Origin of the sequence: Hyphomonas beringensis (genome assembly GCF_000682755.1) — a bacterium.
Taxonomy (GTDB): Bacteria; Pseudomonadota; Alphaproteobacteria; order Caulobacterales; family Hyphomonadaceae; genus Hyphomonas; species Hyphomonas beringensis.
On record NZ_AWFF01000098.1, the window covers coordinates 80,159 to 96,357 of the forward strand.

Here is a 16,199-nt window from a genome sequence, read left to right on the forward strand (position 1 = left end):
CTTAAGCGGTAGGACTTTCCTCGTCGAGACCGGCCGCGAATGCGATCCGCAGCGCGGCAGACAGGCTGTCAGCCTCAAGTTTTTCCATTAGGTTCGCGCGGTGAATTTCGACCGTGCGATGGGAGATATCCAGCTCTTCCGCGATCATCTTGTTCGTCAGGCCGGCAACGAGGCGTTCGAGAACTTCTTTCTCGCGGGGGGTAAGCTGTGCGATCAGAGCGGCAGCTTCCTGTTGCCGTCGATCATGGGAATCGCGGTTTTTCACGGCCGCCAAGCCGTTTTCGATAGCGGTCAGCAGGGCGCTTTTTTCATAGGGCTTTTCCAGAAAATCGATTGCGCCGCCTTTCATGGCTTCGACAGCCACAGACACATCGCCATGGCCTGTCAGGACGACAACTGGCATGGCAATACCCTTGCTAGCCATGGCTTTTTGGACAGCCAGGCCATCCATGACCGGCATACGAACATCGAGCAGGACACAGCCTGAATCTTCCGGTGTGACTTCATCCAGAAATGTCACACCATCCTTGTAGGTTTTGACGGTATAGCCCGCATGGCGCAGCATAAAGCTGGCGGAATGGCGGATGGCCTCGTCATCATCGACCAGGTGCACTGTTTTTGAATTCGTCATGTGTCTGCGACCTCATCTGCCCGATGCAGGGTAAAGGAAAAACAGGCGCCTTTCCCCTGCGGCGAGTCAACGCTGATATCACCCCCATGTGCTTCGACAATCGTCTTGCAGATGGAAAGACCCAAACCCATGCCAGAGCTTTTCGAACTGTTAAATGCGTCAAAGGGTGTGTGGCCGCTTTCCATGGAAAGCCCCGGTCCGTTGTCGCAAATGGTTACCCTGATCAGCTCGGGCTCCTGATCATCAATCTGTGCTTTGACGGTAATGACTGGAGTATCGGTCTCGGCCAGGGCTTCCAGAGCATTGCGCACGAGATTGACGATGACCTGACGCAGTTGCAACTTGTCTGCTCGCACCAGCGGCAGATCTTCTGGAACATCCTGCAGAATGCGGGCGATCGGGCCTTCAATGCCAATCTTGGACAGGGAAACCGCTTCGGCCACAATTGCGGGCAGCGACATGGGCCGCATTTCAATCTCGCCGCGGGAAACATAATCCCTGAGACGCCGCACGATCTGGCCTGCCCGAATGGACTGTTTGGCCGCAGCATCCAGAGCCTCATGGGCCATGGCCAGAGAGGCCTCATCCGGTGTGTCCAGCATATCGCGGGCTGCTTCCAGATAGTTTGCCACAGCGGTCAGGGGCTGGTTAAGCTCGTGTGCCATGGCCGAGGCCATGCTGCCGACAGCGCTCAGGCGCGAGAAATTGGCGACCTCTGCCTGAAGCTGTGACAATTTGTGCTGCTGGGCCTGTTGGTCGGTCACATCCCGGATATAGCCGGTGAAGATCTTGCGGCCGGAAATATCAGCCTCGCCAATTTTCAATTCTACCGGGATCGTTGAACCATCCGCCAGCTTTGCCTCAACGATCCGGCCGATACCGATAATATGGGCCACACCGGTGTCGAGATAGTTTCGAATGTACCGGTTGTGATGGTCCTCATCCCGGTGCGTCATCAAGACGCTAACATTTTTTCCGGCAATATCAGCAGCCTTGTAGCCGAACATCTTTTCAGCCGCGGAGCTGAACGCCATGACGATGCCATGCTCGTCAATGACGATCATGGCATCTGGCACGCTCGCAAGCATGGACGACAAAAGGGACTGCAGCGATTGCTCGCCGGTCAGGCCAATGGGCGTTTTCGACTCGGAATTGGATGGCTCAGACATGAGCCACCCCTTGTAAGCGTCATTTGGCACGTATCAAGCGTGCACGGTAGCGCGGCAGAGCCCGGACAGACAGAATTGTCAGCCAGACGGCTCCAGCCAACGCAGCGTAGCACCCCCAGCAATGAGCACGCTCCCAGAAACTGGCACCCAGCGTAACCGTCTGGCTGCCACCGAAACAGGTCGGGATGTTAAGTGTTGTTACCGCTGTCATGTGCGACACGGCCTTTATCAGGCCTGCCACAAGCAAGGTGAGCGCAGTAAGCAGTTGCGCGAGAAATGGCATTGTTTGCCTCCTTGAAATATGATGCGACTTTAGATCGCGTGGGCCCTTATGGCCCATACGGGAAAACACCTATTCAGAGTCGTGGGCACCCGGCCTACGGACAGCTTATTCTACACACGCGTCCATCCCGGGCGCAAACGGGGAGCAATCTCATGGCGAATGTGATCGCAAGAGGGCGGGGTTATACGTCCACCATAATGATGGTGGGCGCGTTGCTTGGCGTCTTCATGATCCTGGCGCTGCTGATGGCAGCAGGGGCCAAGGATACAGGTATGGCCGTTCAGGCCTGGACTTTTATAGGACTGGCGGGGGCTTTCCTCGTCGGCATGTCCCTGTGGGCAGGCCAGTTGCTCGGACGAAATCCGTTCGACCAGTCTGAATATGAAAATGCCATTGTGAAATGGGGCGTTGCGGCGTCCATGTTCTGGGGCATTGCGGGACTGCTGGTCGGCGTTGTGATCGCGCTTCAGCTGACATTCCCTCACTTCATGTACTTCCCTGAATGGGGTTTCACCAATTTCGGGCGCTTGAGACCGCTGCACACGTCTGCGGTGATCTTTGCGTTCGGTGGCAACGTTCTGCTGGCGACCAGCTTTTACGTTGTTCAACGCACCTGCCGTGCGCGTCTGGCTGGTGGGATGTGGCCCTGGTTCGTTTTCTGGGGATATCAGATCTTCATCGTACTGGCGGCGACCGGCTATCTGCTCGGCATCACCCAATCCAAGGAATATGCTGAGCCGGAATGGTATGTCGACTGGTGGCTAACTCTTGTCTGGGTTGCCTATCTGCTGGTCTTCCTGGGCACGATCTGGAAGCGGAAAGAGCCTCATATCTACGTGGCCAACTGGTTCTACCTGTCCTTCATCGTGACCATCGCGATGCTGCACATCGTCAACAATCTGTCTGTTCCAGTTAGCTTCACGGGCTCCAAATCCGTGCAGGTCTTCTCCGGCGTGCAGGACGCCATGACGCAGTGGTGGTACGGTCACAATGCCGTGGGCTTCTTCCTGACCACGGGCTTCCTGGCCATTATGTACTACTTCATTCCGAAGCGCGTGAACCGGCCGATCTATTCCTACCGTCTGTCCATCGTGCACTTCTGGTCCCTGATCTTCATCTACATCTGGGCTGGTCCGCACCACCTGCACTACACGGCTCTGCCGCAATGGGCGCAAACACTGGGCATGACCTTCTCCATCATGCTGTGGATGCCCAGCTGGGGTGGCATGATCAACGGCGTCATGACGCTGTCTGGCGCTTGGGACAAGCTGCGCACCGATCCGGTTGTCCGGATGATGGTGGTCAGCCTTGCCTTCTACGGCATGTCCACCTTCGAGGGGCCGCTTATGTCTGTGCGGGCTGTTAACTCCCTGTCTCACTATACTGAGTGGGGCATTGGCCACGTGCACTCTGGTGCTCTGGGCTGGGTTGGGTACATCTCCTTCGGTGCGCTCTACTGCCTCGTTCCGTGGCTGTGGAAGAAGAAGGCCCTGTACTCCAAATCCCTTGTCGAATGGCACTTCTGGGTCTCAACCATCGGCATCCTGTTCTACATGATCTCCATGTGGTTCGCCGGGATCACTGAGGGCTTGATGTGGCGTGCCTATAATGAATTCGGCTTCCTCGAGTACAGTTTCGTGGAAACCGTTGAGGCCAAGCATATCAGCTACATGATCCGTGCTTTGGGTGGCTTCCTGTACTTCAGCGGCGCCTGCCTGATGGCCTACAACCTCGTGCGCACAGTGCTCGGCCATGGCGAAGCGGAAAGCTTCGACACGATCGACCCGAAATATGCGCGTCCTCACCAGCCTGCCCTGCAGCCGGCCGAATAGAAGGAGCTGACCCATGGGACTTATGAACAAGCACGTCGTTCTGGAGCGGCATTCCCTGCTCCTGACAGTCTGCATACTCATCGTCGTGTCCATCGGCGGGATCATTCAAATGGTGCCCTTGATGTACATGGACAACACGATCGAGCGTGTTGACGGTATGCGGCCCTATACGCCACTGGAGCTGGCAGGTCGTGACATCTACATCCGTGAGGGATGCTATGTCTGCCACAGCCAGATGGTTCGTCCACTGCGCGACGAGGTGGAGCGTTATGGCCACTACTCTCTGGCTGCAGAGAGCATGTACGACCACCCCTTCCAGTGGGGCTCCAAGCGGACAGGCCCTGACCTGGCCCGTGTGGGTGGCAAGTATTCTGCCGAATGGCAGGTCGACCACTTGACGGATCCTCGGTCTGTGGTTCCAGAATCCATCATGCCGCCTTATGCCTTCCTGGCTGACAAGACGCTGAAATATGATGGGATCGAGGATCGTCTGAAAACGGAGCGCCTGGTTGGTGTGCCCTACACAGATGATATGATCGAAAACGCCAAGGCGCACCTTGTGGCTCAGGCAGACCCGGATAATCTTGGCTATGATGATGTCGATGGCCTGATTGAAGCCTATACCGAGGCATCTGGCCGTGAGGGCACTGTCGAGACACGTGACTATGATGGCGATCCGAGCCGGATCACCGAAATGGACGCCTTGGTTGCCTACCTGCAGATGACCGGCACGTTGGTGGATTTCTCCACCTATCAAGCCGGCGATCTTAACAATAGTCGCTAAGGAGACTTGCCATGTATGAGATGCTTTCACGCTTCGCTCAAACAGGCGGCATGATCTACTTCCTGTTGCTGTTTGCCGGTGTTCTAGCCTACGCCCTGTGGCCGCGTAATCAGGAGAAATTTGACGCTGCGGCCCGGATGCCTCTTTCCGATAAGGAACCTAACGATGACTGATCAAAACAAAGACATCGACACCCATAGCGGCACCGAAACCACGGGCCATTCCTGGGATGGGATCAAGGAGCTGAACACGCCCTTGCCTCGCTGGTGGCTGATCGTCTGGTACGCTACGATTGTGTGGGCCATCATCTATATGATCCTGATGCCTGCGATTCCGGCTTTGCCGGGCATGGGCACCAATACGCGAGGCCTGCTCGGCGAGTCCGACCGTGACAATGTTGCGGTGGCAGTTCAGGAGCTTCGCCAGAAACGGGCTGATAGTTCTGCCATCCTGCTGGGTGCCAGCCTGGAGCAGATTGAAACCGACCGTGAACTGCAGCAGTTCGCCCTTGCCATGGGCGATAGCGTTTTCGGCGATAACTGTGCCACGTGCCATGGCTCTGGCGGCCGGGGTGCCAAAGGCTACCCAGCCCTCGCAGATGATGTCTGGCTGTGGGATGGAACGCTCGATGGTATTCAGTACACGATTACACATGGTATTCGTGACCCGGAGAATCTTGACACACGCTTCTCCATGATGCCGCGTTTCGGTCGTGACGGTCTGCTGGAAGCAGGCCAGATTGATGACCTGGTCGAGTATGTTGTGAATCTGTCTGGCCGTGAGGCCGACGGGGCCGCAGTCGAACGCGCTGCTCCGATCTTTGCCCAGCAATGTGCAACTTGCCATGGTGAAGATGGCAAGGGCATGCACAATCTCGGTGCTCCGAATCTGACCGATGCTGATTGGCTCTACGGTGGTAATCGCGAAGATATCTACAACACGATTTACAATGCCCGTAATTCTCACATGCCAGCCTGGGACGGTCGTCTTGACGATGCGTCCATCAAGGCCCTGGCAGTCTATGTCCACTCTCTGGGTGGCGGAGAATAGAGAAGTAAAATGGTTGAACTTATAGGTCCCCATAACAAGACCTCGAAAGAGGGGGCGCCGGCACCGGTGCCCCCTCAACACGAGGATCTTTATGCCAAGCGGCGTCAGATTTACCCAAAGCTGGCGCACGGCAAGTTCCGGACGATCAAGTGGATCGTCATGGCACTGACATTGGGGGCCTATTACATTGTTCCCTGGATTCGATGGGACAGAGGAGAAGGTATCCCTGACCAGGCGGTTCTTGCGGACTTTGCCGGAGAAAAATTCTATTTTTTCTGGATCCAGATCTGGCCTCAGGAGGCCTATTATATTGCTGGCTTGCTTATCCTTGCCGCTCTGCTTTTGTTTCTTGTAACATCCTTGTTCGGACGGGTTTGGTGTGGATACACTTGCCCGCAAACCGTCTGGACGGACCTTTACATCTGGGTCGAGCGCGCTTTTGAGGGTGATCGTGCCGCCCGTATGCGCCTCGACAAGGCTCCGTGGAGCTTTAACAAGGTCTGGCGCAAACTGGGCAAACATATTGTCTGGCTGATCATTGCCTTCTGGACGGGAGGTGCCTTCATTCTTTACTGGCATGACGCCCCGACCGTGGCGAAAGGCTGGTTCACAGGGGAAGCGCCGCTGTCAGCCTATTGGTTTGCCGGTATCCTGACCATGACCACCTACTTTCTGGCCGGCATGATGCGCGAGCAGGTTTGCACGTATATGTGCCCGTGGCCTCGCATTCAGGGTGCACTGACCGATGAAGACGCCCTGAACGTCACCTATCGTTATGACCGCGGTGAACCGCGCGGTCCCAAGCGCAAGGACCAGGACTGGGAAGGCCGCGGTGACTGTATCGACTGCAACCAGTGTGTGCAGGTCTGCCCGATGGGGATCGACATTCGCGACGGCTCTCAGCTGGAATGCATCCATTGTGCGCTCTGTATTGATGCTTGTGATGAAATGATGGTGCGTGTCGGTCGGCCCAAAGGCCTGATCGCCTATGATACCGATAATGCCGTGGCTGCAAGGGTAGAGGGCCGCAAACCGCCCAAGTGGCACCCATTCCGTATACGCACATTTCTGTACGCCGCGTTGATGGCTGCAATCGGTGGCATCATGCTGTTTGGTCTGATGACCAAGTCCACTTTCGAAGTGAATGTCCTGAAAGACCGGTCTCCACCCTTTGTACGCTTGTCTTCCGGTGACTATCGCAATGGCTATGCGCTTAAACTGGTCAACAAGGACACGACGGCGCGGACTCTGACGCTGAAAGTCTCAGGCATCGAAGGCGCGAAAGTCTCCGTGATTGGTATGGAAGAGGATACCGATGGTGAGTTTGAGCTTCCTGTGGATGCTTATGGTGTGGACCGCTACCGGCTTCTGGTCACGGCCCCCGCCGGAGATGCTCGCCGTACCCTCATCTTCGAAACAACAGACCCTAAAACTGGCGAAACTACGCGCGATAGCGTACCATTCCAGGGAGAGAAGTAATGAGTGTTCAGGACATGACTGCCAGCGAGCCATCTTCCGGAAAGCGTCTGAAAGGGCGCCACGTATTGATGTATTTCATGGGCTTTTTCGGGCTCATGTTCGTGGTGAACGGCATTTTCCTGGAAAAGGCGATCACGTCATTTCCAGGCGAGGACGTTGAAAAATCCTATCTTCAGGGACTCCATTACAACTCGACCCTGGCTGCGCGTCAGGCGCAGAGCGAACTGGGCTGGCAGGCGCAAGCAGGTCTTGAGGGTGGTATTGTCCGTTTCCATCTCGAAGATGCAAAAGGGAACAAGCTTAGCGCCATGCATGTAAGCGCTATTCTCAAGCACGCCGCCAATGCCACGTTAGATACACCGCTTGTGATGGCCGCCATTGGCGATGGAGATTATACGGCCACTCTTCCTGCCGGTCTTCCGGCGGGCAAATGGACGCTCCAGACAAGTGTGCAATCTGAGGCTGGGGAAGATGTCCTGTTCACTGCGAGCAAAACGCTGCTGATAAGATGAGCATGATGGCTGACACTGTGGAGAGGGGGTGTCCGTCGGGGCTTGCGCCACCGGCGGAAGACCGTGCGAGCGACTTTTCCGCCTTTGTCCGCGAGGCGGGCAAGGAAAAGGCCCTTTCCCTGTCTGTGCGCGGGGCGAAGTGTGGAGGGTGCCTCTCAAAGATCGAGGGTGCCCTTCAAGCATTGCCGGGTGTCACCACTGCGCGCATGAATTTGTCCACGGGCGCCACGGATGTTCGCTGGACCGGATCACTGGACCCTAACCGCGTCGCGCAGACCGTGCGGGATCTTGGCTATGGTGTGTCCGCGCGTGCGGAAGCAAATGATGCTGATCTTCACAAAGCGGAAGAACGCAAGCTGCTGATCGCGATGGGCGTAGCAGGCTTTGCCGCGGCGAACATCATGCTGCTGTCTGTTTCCGTCTGGGGTGGGCACGGCGAAATGGGCGAGGCGACCCGTCGCGGTCTTCACGCGCTTTCCGGCCTGATTGCCCTGCCGGCCGTTATCTTCTCAGGGCGGCACTTCTTTGGCTCTGCCTGGTCTGTTCTGCGAAAGGGCAAGGCCAACATGGATGTGCCGATTTCGCTGGCAGTCATATTGGCCTTTTCGGTCAGTATCTGGGCCACGATCAAAGGGGCTGAACACGCTTATTTTGATGCGTGTGTCATGCTGCTCTTCTTCCTGCTCATCGGGCGGTTCCTGGATGCTCGCTTGCGGCGCCGCGCCTATTCGGCAGCCCTGGATCTGGCCGCGCTTCAAAATCGCTCCGTCAATCGTGTGTCCAGCAATGGCGAGGTAAATGCCGTCCGGGCCGCGGATGTTGTTGCAGGCGACCGGCTGCTGCTTGCTGCAGGCGAGCGCGCCGTGGTGGACATGACGGTACTGGACGGTGTCAGCGAAGTTGATGAGAGCCTTGTCACCGGTGAAAGCCTGCCGCGCCTGGCGAGCGTGGGCAGCAAACTCTTTGCGGGGTCTGTTAATCTCGGCACACCCCTGACAGGTCAGGCGCTGGCTGGCACGGAAGATTCCCTCCTGTCAGACATTGCCCGCATGATGGAGGCGGGCGAGCAGCGTCGCAGCGGATATCGCAAGATCGCAGACAGAGCCGTCAGTCTCTATGTGCCTTTTGTGCATACAACAGCCGCGCTGGCCTTCCTCGGCTGGCTGATGCTGGGTGCTGGCTTTGAGCACGCGATCATGATTGCCGTGACGACACTGATCATTACTTGCCCATGCGCCTTGGCCCTTGCTGCGCCCGTGGCCCAAGTGGTTGCCTCGGGTCGCTTGTTCCGGAAGGGCATCTTCCTGAAGTCCGGGGACGCGCTGGAGCGTTTGTCGGAAATTGATCACATCGTTTTCGACAAGACGGGCACGCTGACACTGGGTGAGCCTGAATTGATGAATGCTGACAGCATTCCTGCAGAGGTGCTGGCCATGGCCGCGTCTTTGGCGCGAGCCAGTCGACACCCGCTTTCCCGCTCACTGGTCGCCGCGGCAGGGCCTGGGCAGATGGCCGCCAATGTGAAGGAACAACCGGGGCTCGGCCTTGAGGCAGAAATCGATGGCAACATCTGCCGTCTTGGCTCAGCGGATTGGACCGGGGCGACCAAGGGTGCTGCCAAGGGGCCTGTCCTGTGGTTTGCATGCGGAGATGACGCGCCGGTGCGTTTTGACTTTCATGATGTGGCGCAGGCCGGCACCCGCAAGACCGTCGAGACCCTTCAGGCAGAGGGCTACGAGCTGGAAGTCTTGTCGGGCGACCGGGAAGAAGCTGTTGCTACGGTCTCACATGATGTCGGCATCAGCCAATGGACTGCTTCAGCCTCACCGGCTGTGAAAGTGAAGCGCCTCGAGGCGCTGCGCGCAGAAGGGCACAATGTCCTGATGATCGGCGATGGTCTCAATGATGCGGGCGCATTGTCTCTGGCCCATGCGGCACTGGCGCCCGGTGCGGCGATGGATATCAGCCAGTCCGCCAGCGATGCTGTCTATAGCGGTGGCCCCGAAAAGGTTCCGTTTATTCTGGAGACAGCCAAGCGCGCGCAGAACATTACGCGGCAGAACTTCGCGTTGGCTGCGATCTATAATGTTATCGCTGTGCCGATTGCCGTTACCGGCCATGTAACGCCACTGGTCGCTGCCATTGCCATGTCGGCTTCATCCCTCATCGTGACGATGAATGCGCTGCGCATTGAGGCCGGGGGACGCAGCTGATGGAGATCATTATCTATCTGATCCCGGTCGCGCTCTTTCTAGGTGGCGCTGGCCTCGCGGCATTTATCTGGTCGGTAAATTCCGGCCAGTATGAAGACCTGGATGGGGCCTCCTACCGCATTCTCGAAGACGAAGACAAACCGCTCTGAGACAGAGTGTGAGGCCTAAGGATTAGCCAGAGCTTCGCGGACATCCTTGTTTTGAGATGCCAGTTTGACACTGACGATGTAGGCCTTGTCACTCTGCATGTTGGCCATGATCAGTCCGGCCTGATCGCTTGGGATGAGGCGCAGGAAGCCCGCAGCAAAGCCGGGATCCATCTGATTGAAGATGCCGGCGGCCTGGTCAGGTTTCATTGCCCCATACATCTGGGCCAAATGCTGGATGTCCTGATTGGCGGTTTCAGACATCTTCTGCCATTTTTGGTCCAGTTCAGCCTGAATGGCCTTGAGGTCTTCTGCCTGTTGATCCAGCTCCAGCTTTCGATTCTGAACCTGAATTTCTTCGTCCCGAAGATCCGCAATACGTTGCTCGATATTCTTCTGGTCCTGTTCCAAGGCTTCGGCCATGTCTCCGCTGAAGCAGATGTTCCGGACCCGGTCTGAGGAGTCCACATCATAGGCTGTAGGCAGAGCGGTCGGCGCCAGACTGGCCTTAGGCTTGTCATCTTCTGTGGTCGCAAAAGCCTGGGGCAACCAGCGCGTTCCGCCAGCTACCGTGAAGAGTATGCCGATTGTGAGCAAGACGTTGGTGCGTCCGTTACCGTTTTTGCCCATAGCGCTCATAAGCCTTTTGCTGGATACCCTGTTCCTCATCTTCGAAGAGGAATTCCGAGCTGTTGAAATTGGAAGCTGCGCGCCCGGCAACTGCTTCAAGGCGCTCGATGAGTTGCTTGATTTCCATGATCCGGCTGCCGGATTGGGTGACCGCATCGCGCATGGCTTTACGAAGGTCTGCCTCTGCGGCCTGATAGCGGCGTGATGTTTCGGCTTCTTTCACCTCAATCGCATCCTTGAGGTCTGAAAGGCTTTTCGTGGCTTCAGCCGATTCCTGTAGAAGGGCGGTCAGCCGCATGGCGATCTCATTGGCTTGGGCCTGCGTCTCGTTGCGGGCTGATGAGACCGCTGCGACCGATTCCGACATTGCGCGAATGGTTGCCCCGAGACCATTGCGCGTATTCTGCAGCGCCTTAAGCCGGCGACTGAGGATGGCGCAATATATACAGGCCGCGAATGAGACCAGAAAAAGCGCGATATCTGAGGGCTGGAAAGGCATCATCTTACCGCAACAGGAATTCGGTTATCAGCACGCCCTGAGAGGCGTCTGGACCCAGCACAATTTCGGATCTTCGGGAGAGCTGTTCCCTCATCTTGGGGTAGAAGTCTGCGGATTCAAATTCTGAGAGTTGAAGTGCTCTCAAATATCCGACGAATGCATCAACCAGCATGGGTTCAGCTTTCTTCACCGCGTTAAGGTGATCCTTGTCCGAGATCACGGACATCTTGATCTTGACGTAGCGTGTCGCTGGCTCATTCCCGATTGTGACGAGAATATCCTGCAACTCCACATAGACATGATCTTCCAACGCCAAAGGAGTATGACCCGCAACTTCAGTGGAGTCGGCCTCGCATGCAAGGGCAGCAGGACTGGCATTCGGCGACAGAAAGAAAACTGTAGCAAATCCACCTATCGCGCAGGTAACGGCCAGAAGGATGAGCTGTATCAGCCCACCCCCCGACGAGCCCTTGTCAGGGGTGGTCGTCTCCGAATCAGAAGCCACAATTAACCCTCGCCCAAAAGAATTTGCACTCAATTGTGAATATTAATTTCTGGGTAAAGGAAGCGTTAACAATTTCACGGAAAATCTTAACCAATAGGACAGGTGGAGTCCGGACCGGGGTTTTTCGTCGTATGAAGCTGTTGGAAACACTCAAGGCGCTTTCAATGGCGCAGAAGCTTGCGTTGGCTGGCGCAATGGCGGGTGTTGTCCTGGCGATGACTATGCTCGTTCAGGGTGCAGTGAAGCAGCCTATGGCGCTTCTGTATTCGGGGCTCGATCCGATGCACACTGGAGAGGTGATTGAAGAACTCGAAAAACGCGGCGTGGAATACGAACTTCGCGGTGAGGCGATTTTCATTCCCCAGTCCGAGCGTGACTCTGTGCGCTTCTCCCTCGCCAAGGACGGTCTGCCCCAGCAATCCGTGCGCGGATATGAGCTGCTGGACGATGTGAACGGATTTTCTGTTACATCGGAAATGTACAATGCGGCGTACTGGCGAGCCAAGGAGGGCGAACTCACCCGGACAATCCTGGCAATTCCCGGTGTTGCCTCAGCACGCGTTCACATCGGAACCAGTCTGCGGTCGGGATTTTCACGTTCCGGCCCGCCGCAGACAGCCTCTGTCACGCTGGTCTCCAGCGGGCAGTTGAGTGCTAACCAGGCTGAAGCCATCCAGTATCTGGTGGCCCTTGCTGTGTCCGGTCTTGATCCAAAGGATGTCGCGGTTATTGACCCAAAGCGTGGACTCCTGGCGGGGCCTAATGTCGACAAGATGGAAGAGCCTGGTCTCGTTGCTGAGGGCCAGTCCGGTCTTCTGGAGCAGAAGATCATGCGGCTTCTCGAGGCGCGCGTCGGCCCGGGCAATGCCAGAGTTTCAGTGACTGTTGATGTAAACCGTCAGCGCCAGCACGTTTCCGAGGTTGTGTATGACCCCAACTCCCGCGTCGTTCGTAACCGGACGAGCAATGATGTCAGTGAATCCAGCGGCGGTGGTGGTAGCGGCGTTACTGTGGCGAGCAATTTGCCTCAAGGCGCAGGGGGGCAAGGCGGCAGCTCTTCCAGCACCGTGCGCAACTCTACTGAAAGTGTCGTCTATGACATCAACGAGACGCGCAAAGAAACGGAAACCTTGCCGGGTGAAATTGAACGCATCTCGGTTGCTGTGCTGCTGAACGAGCAAGTGCTTGGTATTGAGGAAGGTTCGCCGGATGCGGCAGCCATGACACGCAGTCTCGTGTCTGATTTTGAACAATTGATCTTGTCGGGTGCAGGCCTGGACGCAGACCGTGGCGACTCCCTGACCGTTGAACTGATGCCGTTCCAGGAGGCAGAAGTCGTAGAGATGACGCCGGCTCCCAGCCTGGTGGAGCGCCTGACAGAAAGATATTTCTGGTCCGGACTGCAGGCCGTCCTTTTGGGTCTGGTTGTGATTGTTCTGGCTTTTGGTGTGTTGCGGCCTTTGCTGTCCCAACGGTCCAAGACAGCAGCTGGCTCAGACCTTGCGCTGACGGGGAGTTACGCAAGTGGCGAGTTGACCTCGGATACGCCCGATCCTTTGGATTATCTGAGGTCATATACAAAAGAGCGTCAGGACGAGACGGCCAGCCTGCTGCAGGAATGGCTCAATGAAGACAGGAAGGCCCTCTTGAATGAGTGAGTCTCTCTTTTCTACCTTGCCCAGATTTGATGAGGCGCACTACGGCACCACGGATCGTGATAGTGCTGCCTTTGCTGATGCCAGCAAGTCACCTGCTGCCCCAGCATTTGTGCCCGATGTGCCGGAGCAGGTTGCCGTTAAGCCGGAACTTGATCCGAATGTTGCCGTGTTGATAAAGCAACTCTCCGATGAGGTTGCCGCCGCCAATGACCGGGTCCTGCAGCAGACCAAGCAGTGGGTAATTGCCATTGCAGAAAAGCTTTTCCCGGAATTATCCAAATCGTGCCTGGCAGACGAGATTGCCCGGCAACTACCAGAACTCTTGCCTCAGGCTTCCAACAAGGTGGAAATCCGGGCAGGCGAGCAGCTGGCAGAGGATCTTCAGAATGTCCTTCAGCAATCCGATAAAATTTCCAGTGTGTGCACAATCGTGCCGGTGCAAGGCGCAGCAGGCCAGAAAGTCGAAGTCTCTTGGGTGACGGGAGGTCTCACAATGGACTTTGATGCCCTTCTGGCTGCATGCGTCAGCCGGGTTCAGGCTGTGCAGTTGAGCAAAAAGGGTTCCGAGTGATGGCGCTTCCAGAAATTACGCCTACAGACGAAAACATTATTGAGCAGGATGACGCTTCTTCCGGGGGCAAAGTATATCGCTCAATCTATAACGTCCCGGTGAATGTCGTTGTATCGATCGGGCAGAAGCGCCTGACTGTGTCGGAGATTCTCGACCTGCGGCCGGATTCGGTGATCGCATTGTCTGCGCGTATCGAGGACCCGGTATCACTTACGGTGGACAACCGCCTGATCGCCCGCGGCGAGCTTATCGAGACAGATGAAGGAGGCCTTGGAGTAAAGATTACGGAGATCTCGGAGGATCCCGATGCCAAGGGCGCTTAAGCTCCTGTCACGTCCATTTGCCAGCCTGGTCTTATTTAGCCTGCTGCTCATCTTTGTAAGTCCTGCTCATGCGCAGGAAGCGGACCCGAACCAGCTTTCCTCCATTGCGGATGGCTTTTTGACAAACAATGGAGAGGGCGGCCTGAGCGGCTCCGTCATTGTCCTGTTTGTGCTCGTTACCATACTCAGCCTTGTGCCGGGTATTGCCATGATGGTGACGTGCCTGCCATTCATGATCATTGTCTTCTCGTTTTTGAGACAAGCAATCGGAGTGCAGCAGGCTCCGCCGAACATGTTGATCATGGCGCTCGCAATGTTCCTGACCTTCTTCGTGATGGAGCCCACCTTCATGGAAGCCTGGAGGGAAGGAATCTCTCCCTACATGGACGGGACAATCAACGAAACACAGGCATGGACGGCGGCCACAACACCCTTCCGGGAATTCATGACCGCGCGCGTCGACCCTGAGACGATTCCGGTTCTGGCGGATGCGGTAAACCGTCCTGTTGGGGAGGGGGAGGAGCCAACATTCGCGCTTTTGTCCACGGCCTTCATGCTCTCCGAGATCAAGCATGCTTTTCAGATCGGCTTTGTGATTTTCCTGCCCTTCCTGGTCATAGACCTGGTTGTGTCATCCGTTCTGATGGCGGTGGGCATGATGATGGTGCCGCCTACCGTCGTTTCCCTGCCGTTTAAGGTAGGATTCATAGTTCTGGCCGATGGCTGGTTGAAGATTACTGAAGCGCTATTAAGAGGGTATGCGGGATGAGTACTGCTTTTGAGCAGAAGCAACCTGCGGCAAGGCCTGCTGCGACAACAGCCGTTCAGCCAGCAGGCGCTTCACGCGTGCTTCACCTTACGCGTGCGCAGAAAGCCGCGGTGGTTATTGCCATGCTGGGGGAAGCGGAAGCGCGGCCAATCGTCGAAAAGCTTGATGACTATACAATGTCTCAGGTCGCGGCGGCCCTGGAGACTATTTCTGTTCTCGACAAGCAGGAATTGGCCGAGATTGCGATAGATTTCCTGACCGAGATGCGTGCGGCCAGCGGTTCGTTTGCGGGCGGACAGAGCAAAGCGCGGGAAATCATCTCCAATCTCCTCGACCAAGGCCGGTATGAGCAGATCTATGGCTTGCCTGTTGAGGCAGATGAGTCTGCGGATGCGGGCGCTACCGATACGTGGTCTCGCCTGGAGCAGCACGATGCCAAACAGACGGCAGTCTATTTTCAAACACTGACACCGAACATCATTGCGGTGCTTTTGAGGAAGCTGGATGTGTCCGTGGCTTCTGAAATCATTAGCTTTCTGGATGATGAGCTTCTGGACCCTGTGGTCGGCCATCTGGTGGAGGATGAAACTCCAGATCCGGAAATCTATTCTGTGCTTGCGCACATGGTAGAGCTGGAATTGCTGAATAATACGGAAGCGGATGCGGAAGACGATACCAGTCACTTGGAGGCCGTGGGTGAAATCCTGAGCCTTATTCCGGGAGATAAGCGAGATCGCGTCATCGCATTCCTGAACAGTGCGCATGAGAGTAAAATGCGCAGCATTGAGCGCGTCATGTTCACTATCGACAGCCTCCCGGAAATCCTGCCCCGCAATGTCGTGCCAGTCGTCTTCCGCGAACTTGGGGAAGAGACCATGACGCAATTGCTGGCGAGTCTCAGGAATGGCGGCAGTGCTATTTCGGATTATCTGCTTGGCAATATTTCATCCCGTCTGGCAGACCAGTATCGCCTGCAGGTGGAAGACATCGCTCAAATGTCTGCTGATAAGGCGGAGAAGGTGCAGAGACAGTTCCTCATGTCTCTGATGACGCTCAAGCGCCAGGGTGGGATCAGTATCGGAAAAGTCGATGACGCGGAGGCCGTTTAAGGTCACTCCGCGCTCAAGGCTTAGTGCATAATTTCC

At 56.3% G+C, this 16,199-nt stretch carries 19 protein-coding genes; 13 read left to right on the forward strand and 6 right to left on the reverse strand.

Annotation, left to right across the window (positions count from 1 at the left end; genetic code table 11):
• Position 1: 1 nt before the first annotated feature.
• Genes HY29_RS17245 through HY29_RS17255 form a run of 3 tightly spaced genes read right to left on the reverse strand, consistent with a single transcriptional unit; the run spans position 2 to position 2,083 of the window.
• On the reverse strand, positions 2 to 631 hold the full coding sequence (locus HY29_RS17245) for a response regulator transcription factor (protein ID WP_034799419.1): 630 nt from the start codon (positions 629 to 631) through the stop codon (positions 2 to 4).
• Complete coding sequence (locus HY29_RS17250) at positions 628 to 1,800, reverse strand: PAS domain-containing sensor histidine kinase (RefSeq protein WP_051601741.1); 1,173 nt, start codon at positions 1,798 to 1,800, stop codon at positions 628 to 630. The genes HY29_RS17245 and HY29_RS17250 overlap by 4 nt, the downstream gene beginning before the upstream one ends.
• 19 nt (positions 1,801 to 1,819) lie before the next feature.
• Positions 1,820 to 2,083, reverse strand: a complete 264-nt coding sequence (locus tag HY29_RS17255; RefSeq protein ID WP_034799422.1) for a hypothetical protein — start codon at positions 2,081 to 2,083, stop codon at positions 1,820 to 1,822.
• Positions 2,084 to 2,235: 152 nt separating this feature from the next.
• Here HY29_RS17255 and ccoN point away from each other — a divergent pair, with 152 nt between their 5' ends.
• From ccoN to ccoS, 8 genes are read left to right on the forward strand one after another with little or no spacing between them, the layout of a single operon-like run.
• Positions 2,236 to 3,915, forward strand: coding sequence for a cytochrome-c oxidase, cbb3-type subunit I (ccoN, locus tag HY29_RS17260; RefSeq protein ID WP_034799425.1), 1,680 nt, complete (start codon positions 2,236 to 2,238; stop codon positions 3,913 to 3,915).
• 13 nt (positions 3,916 to 3,928) lie between these two features.
• A complete protein-coding gene (gene ccoO / locus HY29_RS17265; protein ID WP_034799428.1) occupies positions 3,929 to 4,699 on the forward strand; it encodes a cytochrome-c oxidase, cbb3-type subunit II in 771 nt (256 codons plus the stop codon).
• An 11-nt stretch (positions 4,700 to 4,710) separates the two neighbouring features.
• Positions 4,711 to 4,872: a cbb3-type cytochrome c oxidase subunit 3 gene (locus HY29_RS17270; RefSeq protein ID WP_034799431.1), complete on the forward strand. Its 162-nt coding sequence runs from the start codon at positions 4,711 to 4,713 to the stop codon at positions 4,870 to 4,872.
• Positions 4,865 to 5,749 carry a cytochrome-c oxidase, cbb3-type subunit III gene (gene ccoP, locus HY29_RS17275; protein WP_034799433.1) on the forward strand — a complete coding sequence of 295 codons (885 nt, stop codon included), beginning with the start codon at positions 4,865 to 4,867 and terminating at the stop codon, positions 5,747 to 5,749. Before HY29_RS17270 ends, ccoP begins: the two co-directional genes overlap by 8 nt.
• A gap of 9 nt (positions 5,750 to 5,758) precedes the next feature.
• Positions 5,759 to 7,228, forward strand: a complete 1,470-nt coding sequence (gene ccoG, locus HY29_RS17280) for a cytochrome c oxidase accessory protein CcoG (RefSeq protein WP_081811486.1) — start codon at positions 5,759 to 5,761, stop codon at positions 7,226 to 7,228.
• Complete coding sequence (locus tag HY29_RS18715; protein ID WP_051601742.1) at positions 7,228 to 7,740, forward strand: FixH family protein; 513 nt, start codon at positions 7,228 to 7,230, stop codon at positions 7,738 to 7,740. Before ccoG ends, HY29_RS18715 begins: the two co-directional genes overlap by 1 nt.
• Positions 7,741 to 7,742: 2 nt before the next feature.
• Complete coding sequence (locus HY29_RS17290; protein WP_241765252.1) at positions 7,743 to 9,953, forward strand: heavy metal translocating P-type ATPase; 2,211 nt, start codon at positions 7,743 to 7,745, stop codon at positions 9,951 to 9,953.
• Positions 9,953 to 10,102, forward strand: coding sequence for a cbb3-type cytochrome oxidase assembly protein CcoS (ccoS, locus tag HY29_RS19090; RefSeq protein WP_081811487.1), 150 nt, complete (start codon positions 9,953 to 9,955; stop codon positions 10,100 to 10,102). The genes HY29_RS17290 and ccoS overlap by 1 nt, the downstream gene beginning before the upstream one ends.
• Before the next feature lie 15 nt (positions 10,103 to 10,117).
• Here the strand turns inward: ccoS and HY29_RS18720 are convergent, their stop codons facing one another.
• From HY29_RS18720 to HY29_RS17305, 3 genes are all read right to left on the reverse strand, one after another.
• Positions 10,118 to 10,729, reverse strand: a complete 612-nt coding sequence (locus HY29_RS18720) for a MotE family protein (protein WP_051601744.1) — start codon at positions 10,727 to 10,729, stop codon at positions 10,118 to 10,120.
• Positions 10,713 to 11,096, reverse strand: coding sequence for a hypothetical protein (locus tag HY29_RS17300; protein WP_155838412.1), 384 nt, complete (start codon positions 11,094 to 11,096; stop codon positions 10,713 to 10,715). Before HY29_RS17300 ends, HY29_RS18720 begins: the two co-directional genes overlap by 17 nt.
• A 136-nt stretch (positions 11,097 to 11,232) precedes the next feature.
• Positions 11,233 to 11,733, reverse strand: coding sequence for a flagellar basal body-associated FliL family protein (locus tag HY29_RS17305; RefSeq protein WP_034799443.1), 501 nt, complete (start codon positions 11,731 to 11,733; stop codon positions 11,233 to 11,235).
• A gap of 131 nt (positions 11,734 to 11,864) precedes the next feature.
• Here HY29_RS17305 and fliF point away from each other — a divergent pair, with 131 nt between their 5' ends.
• From fliF to HY29_RS17330, 5 genes are read left to right on the forward strand one after another with little or no spacing between them, the layout of a single operon-like run.
• The gene (fliF, locus tag HY29_RS17310) at positions 11,865 to 13,391 is read left to right on the forward strand and encodes a flagellar basal-body MS-ring/collar protein FliF (protein ID WP_034799446.1); all 1,527 of its coding nucleotides are present in this window, start codon (positions 11,865 to 11,867) and stop codon (positions 13,389 to 13,391) included.
• Positions 13,384 to 13,962 carry a hypothetical protein gene (locus HY29_RS17315; RefSeq protein ID WP_034799449.1) on the forward strand — a complete coding sequence of 193 codons (579 nt, stop codon included), beginning with the start codon at positions 13,384 to 13,386 and terminating at the stop codon, positions 13,960 to 13,962. The genes fliF and HY29_RS17315 overlap by 8 nt, the downstream gene beginning before the upstream one ends.
• Positions 13,962 to 14,285 carry a FliM/FliN family flagellar motor switch protein gene (locus HY29_RS17320; protein WP_034799452.1) on the forward strand — a complete coding sequence of 108 codons (324 nt, stop codon included), beginning with the start codon at positions 13,962 to 13,964 and terminating at the stop codon, positions 14,283 to 14,285. The genes HY29_RS17315 and HY29_RS17320 overlap by 1 nt, the downstream gene beginning before the upstream one ends.
• On the forward strand, positions 14,269 to 15,054 hold the full coding sequence (fliP, locus tag HY29_RS17325; RefSeq protein ID WP_081811489.1) for a flagellar type III secretion system pore protein FliP: 786 nt from the start codon (positions 14,269 to 14,271) through the stop codon (positions 15,052 to 15,054). The genes HY29_RS17320 and fliP overlap by 17 nt, the downstream gene beginning before the upstream one ends.
• On the forward strand, positions 15,051 to 16,163 hold the full coding sequence (locus HY29_RS17330; protein WP_034799455.1) for a FliG C-terminal domain-containing protein: 1,113 nt from the start codon (positions 15,051 to 15,053) through the stop codon (positions 16,161 to 16,163). The genes fliP and HY29_RS17330 overlap by 4 nt, the downstream gene beginning before the upstream one ends.
• Positions 16,164 to 16,199: the final 36 nt, after the last annotated feature.

Coding starts and splice junctions, on each gene's coding strand:
- HY29_RS17245 (WP_034799419.1), bottom strand. CDS start 631: ATGACGAATTCAAAAACAGTGCACCTGGTCGATGATGACGAGGCCATC.
- HY29_RS17250 (WP_051601741.1), bottom strand. CDS start 1,800: ATGTCTGAGCCATCCAATTCCGAGTCGAAAACGCCCATTGGCCTGACC.
- HY29_RS17255 (WP_034799422.1), bottom strand. CDS start 2,083: ATGCCATTTCTCGCGCAACTGCTTACTGCGCTCACCTTGCTTGTGGCA.
- ccoN (WP_034799425.1), top strand. CDS start 2,236: ATGGCGAATGTGATCGCAAGAGGGCGGGGTTATACGTCCACCATAATG.
- ccoO (WP_034799428.1), top strand. CDS start 3,929: ATGGGACTTATGAACAAGCACGTCGTTCTGGAGCGGCATTCCCTGCTC.
- HY29_RS17270 (WP_034799431.1), top strand. CDS start 4,711: ATGTATGAGATGCTTTCACGCTTCGCTCAAACAGGCGGCATGATCTAC.
- ccoP (WP_034799433.1), top strand. CDS start 4,865: ATGACTGATCAAAACAAAGACATCGACACCCATAGCGGCACCGAAACC.
- ccoG (WP_081811486.1), top strand. CDS start 5,759: ATGGTTGAACTTATAGGTCCCCATAACAAGACCTCGAAAGAGGGGGCG.
- HY29_RS18715 (WP_051601742.1), top strand. CDS start 7,228: ATGAGTGTTCAGGACATGACTGCCAGCGAGCCATCTTCCGGAAAGCGT.
- HY29_RS17290 (WP_241765252.1), top strand. CDS start 7,743: ATGATGGCTGACACTGTGGAGAGGGGGTGTCCGTCGGGGCTTGCGCCA.
- ccoS (WP_081811487.1), top strand. CDS start 9,953: ATGGAGATCATTATCTATCTGATCCCGGTCGCGCTCTTTCTAGGTGGC.
- HY29_RS18720 (WP_051601744.1), bottom strand. CDS start 10,729: ATGGGCAAAAACGGTAACGGACGCACCAACGTCTTGCTCACAATCGGC.
- HY29_RS17300 (WP_155838412.1), bottom strand. CDS start 11,096: ATGTCGGAATCGGTCGCAGCGGTCTCATCAGCCCGCAACGAGACGCAG.
- fliF (WP_034799446.1), top strand. CDS start 11,865: ATGAAGCTGTTGGAAACACTCAAGGCGCTTTCAATGGCGCAGAAGCTT.
- HY29_RS17315 (WP_034799449.1), top strand. CDS start 13,384: ATGAGTGAGTCTCTCTTTTCTACCTTGCCCAGATTTGATGAGGCGCAC.
- HY29_RS17320 (WP_034799452.1), top strand. CDS start 13,962: ATGGCGCTTCCAGAAATTACGCCTACAGACGAAAACATTATTGAGCAG.
- fliP (WP_081811489.1), top strand. CDS start 14,269: ATGCCAAGGGCGCTTAAGCTCCTGTCACGTCCATTTGCCAGCCTGGTC.
- HY29_RS17330 (WP_034799455.1), top strand. CDS start 15,051: ATGAGTACTGCTTTTGAGCAGAAGCAACCTGCGGCAAGGCCTGCTGCG.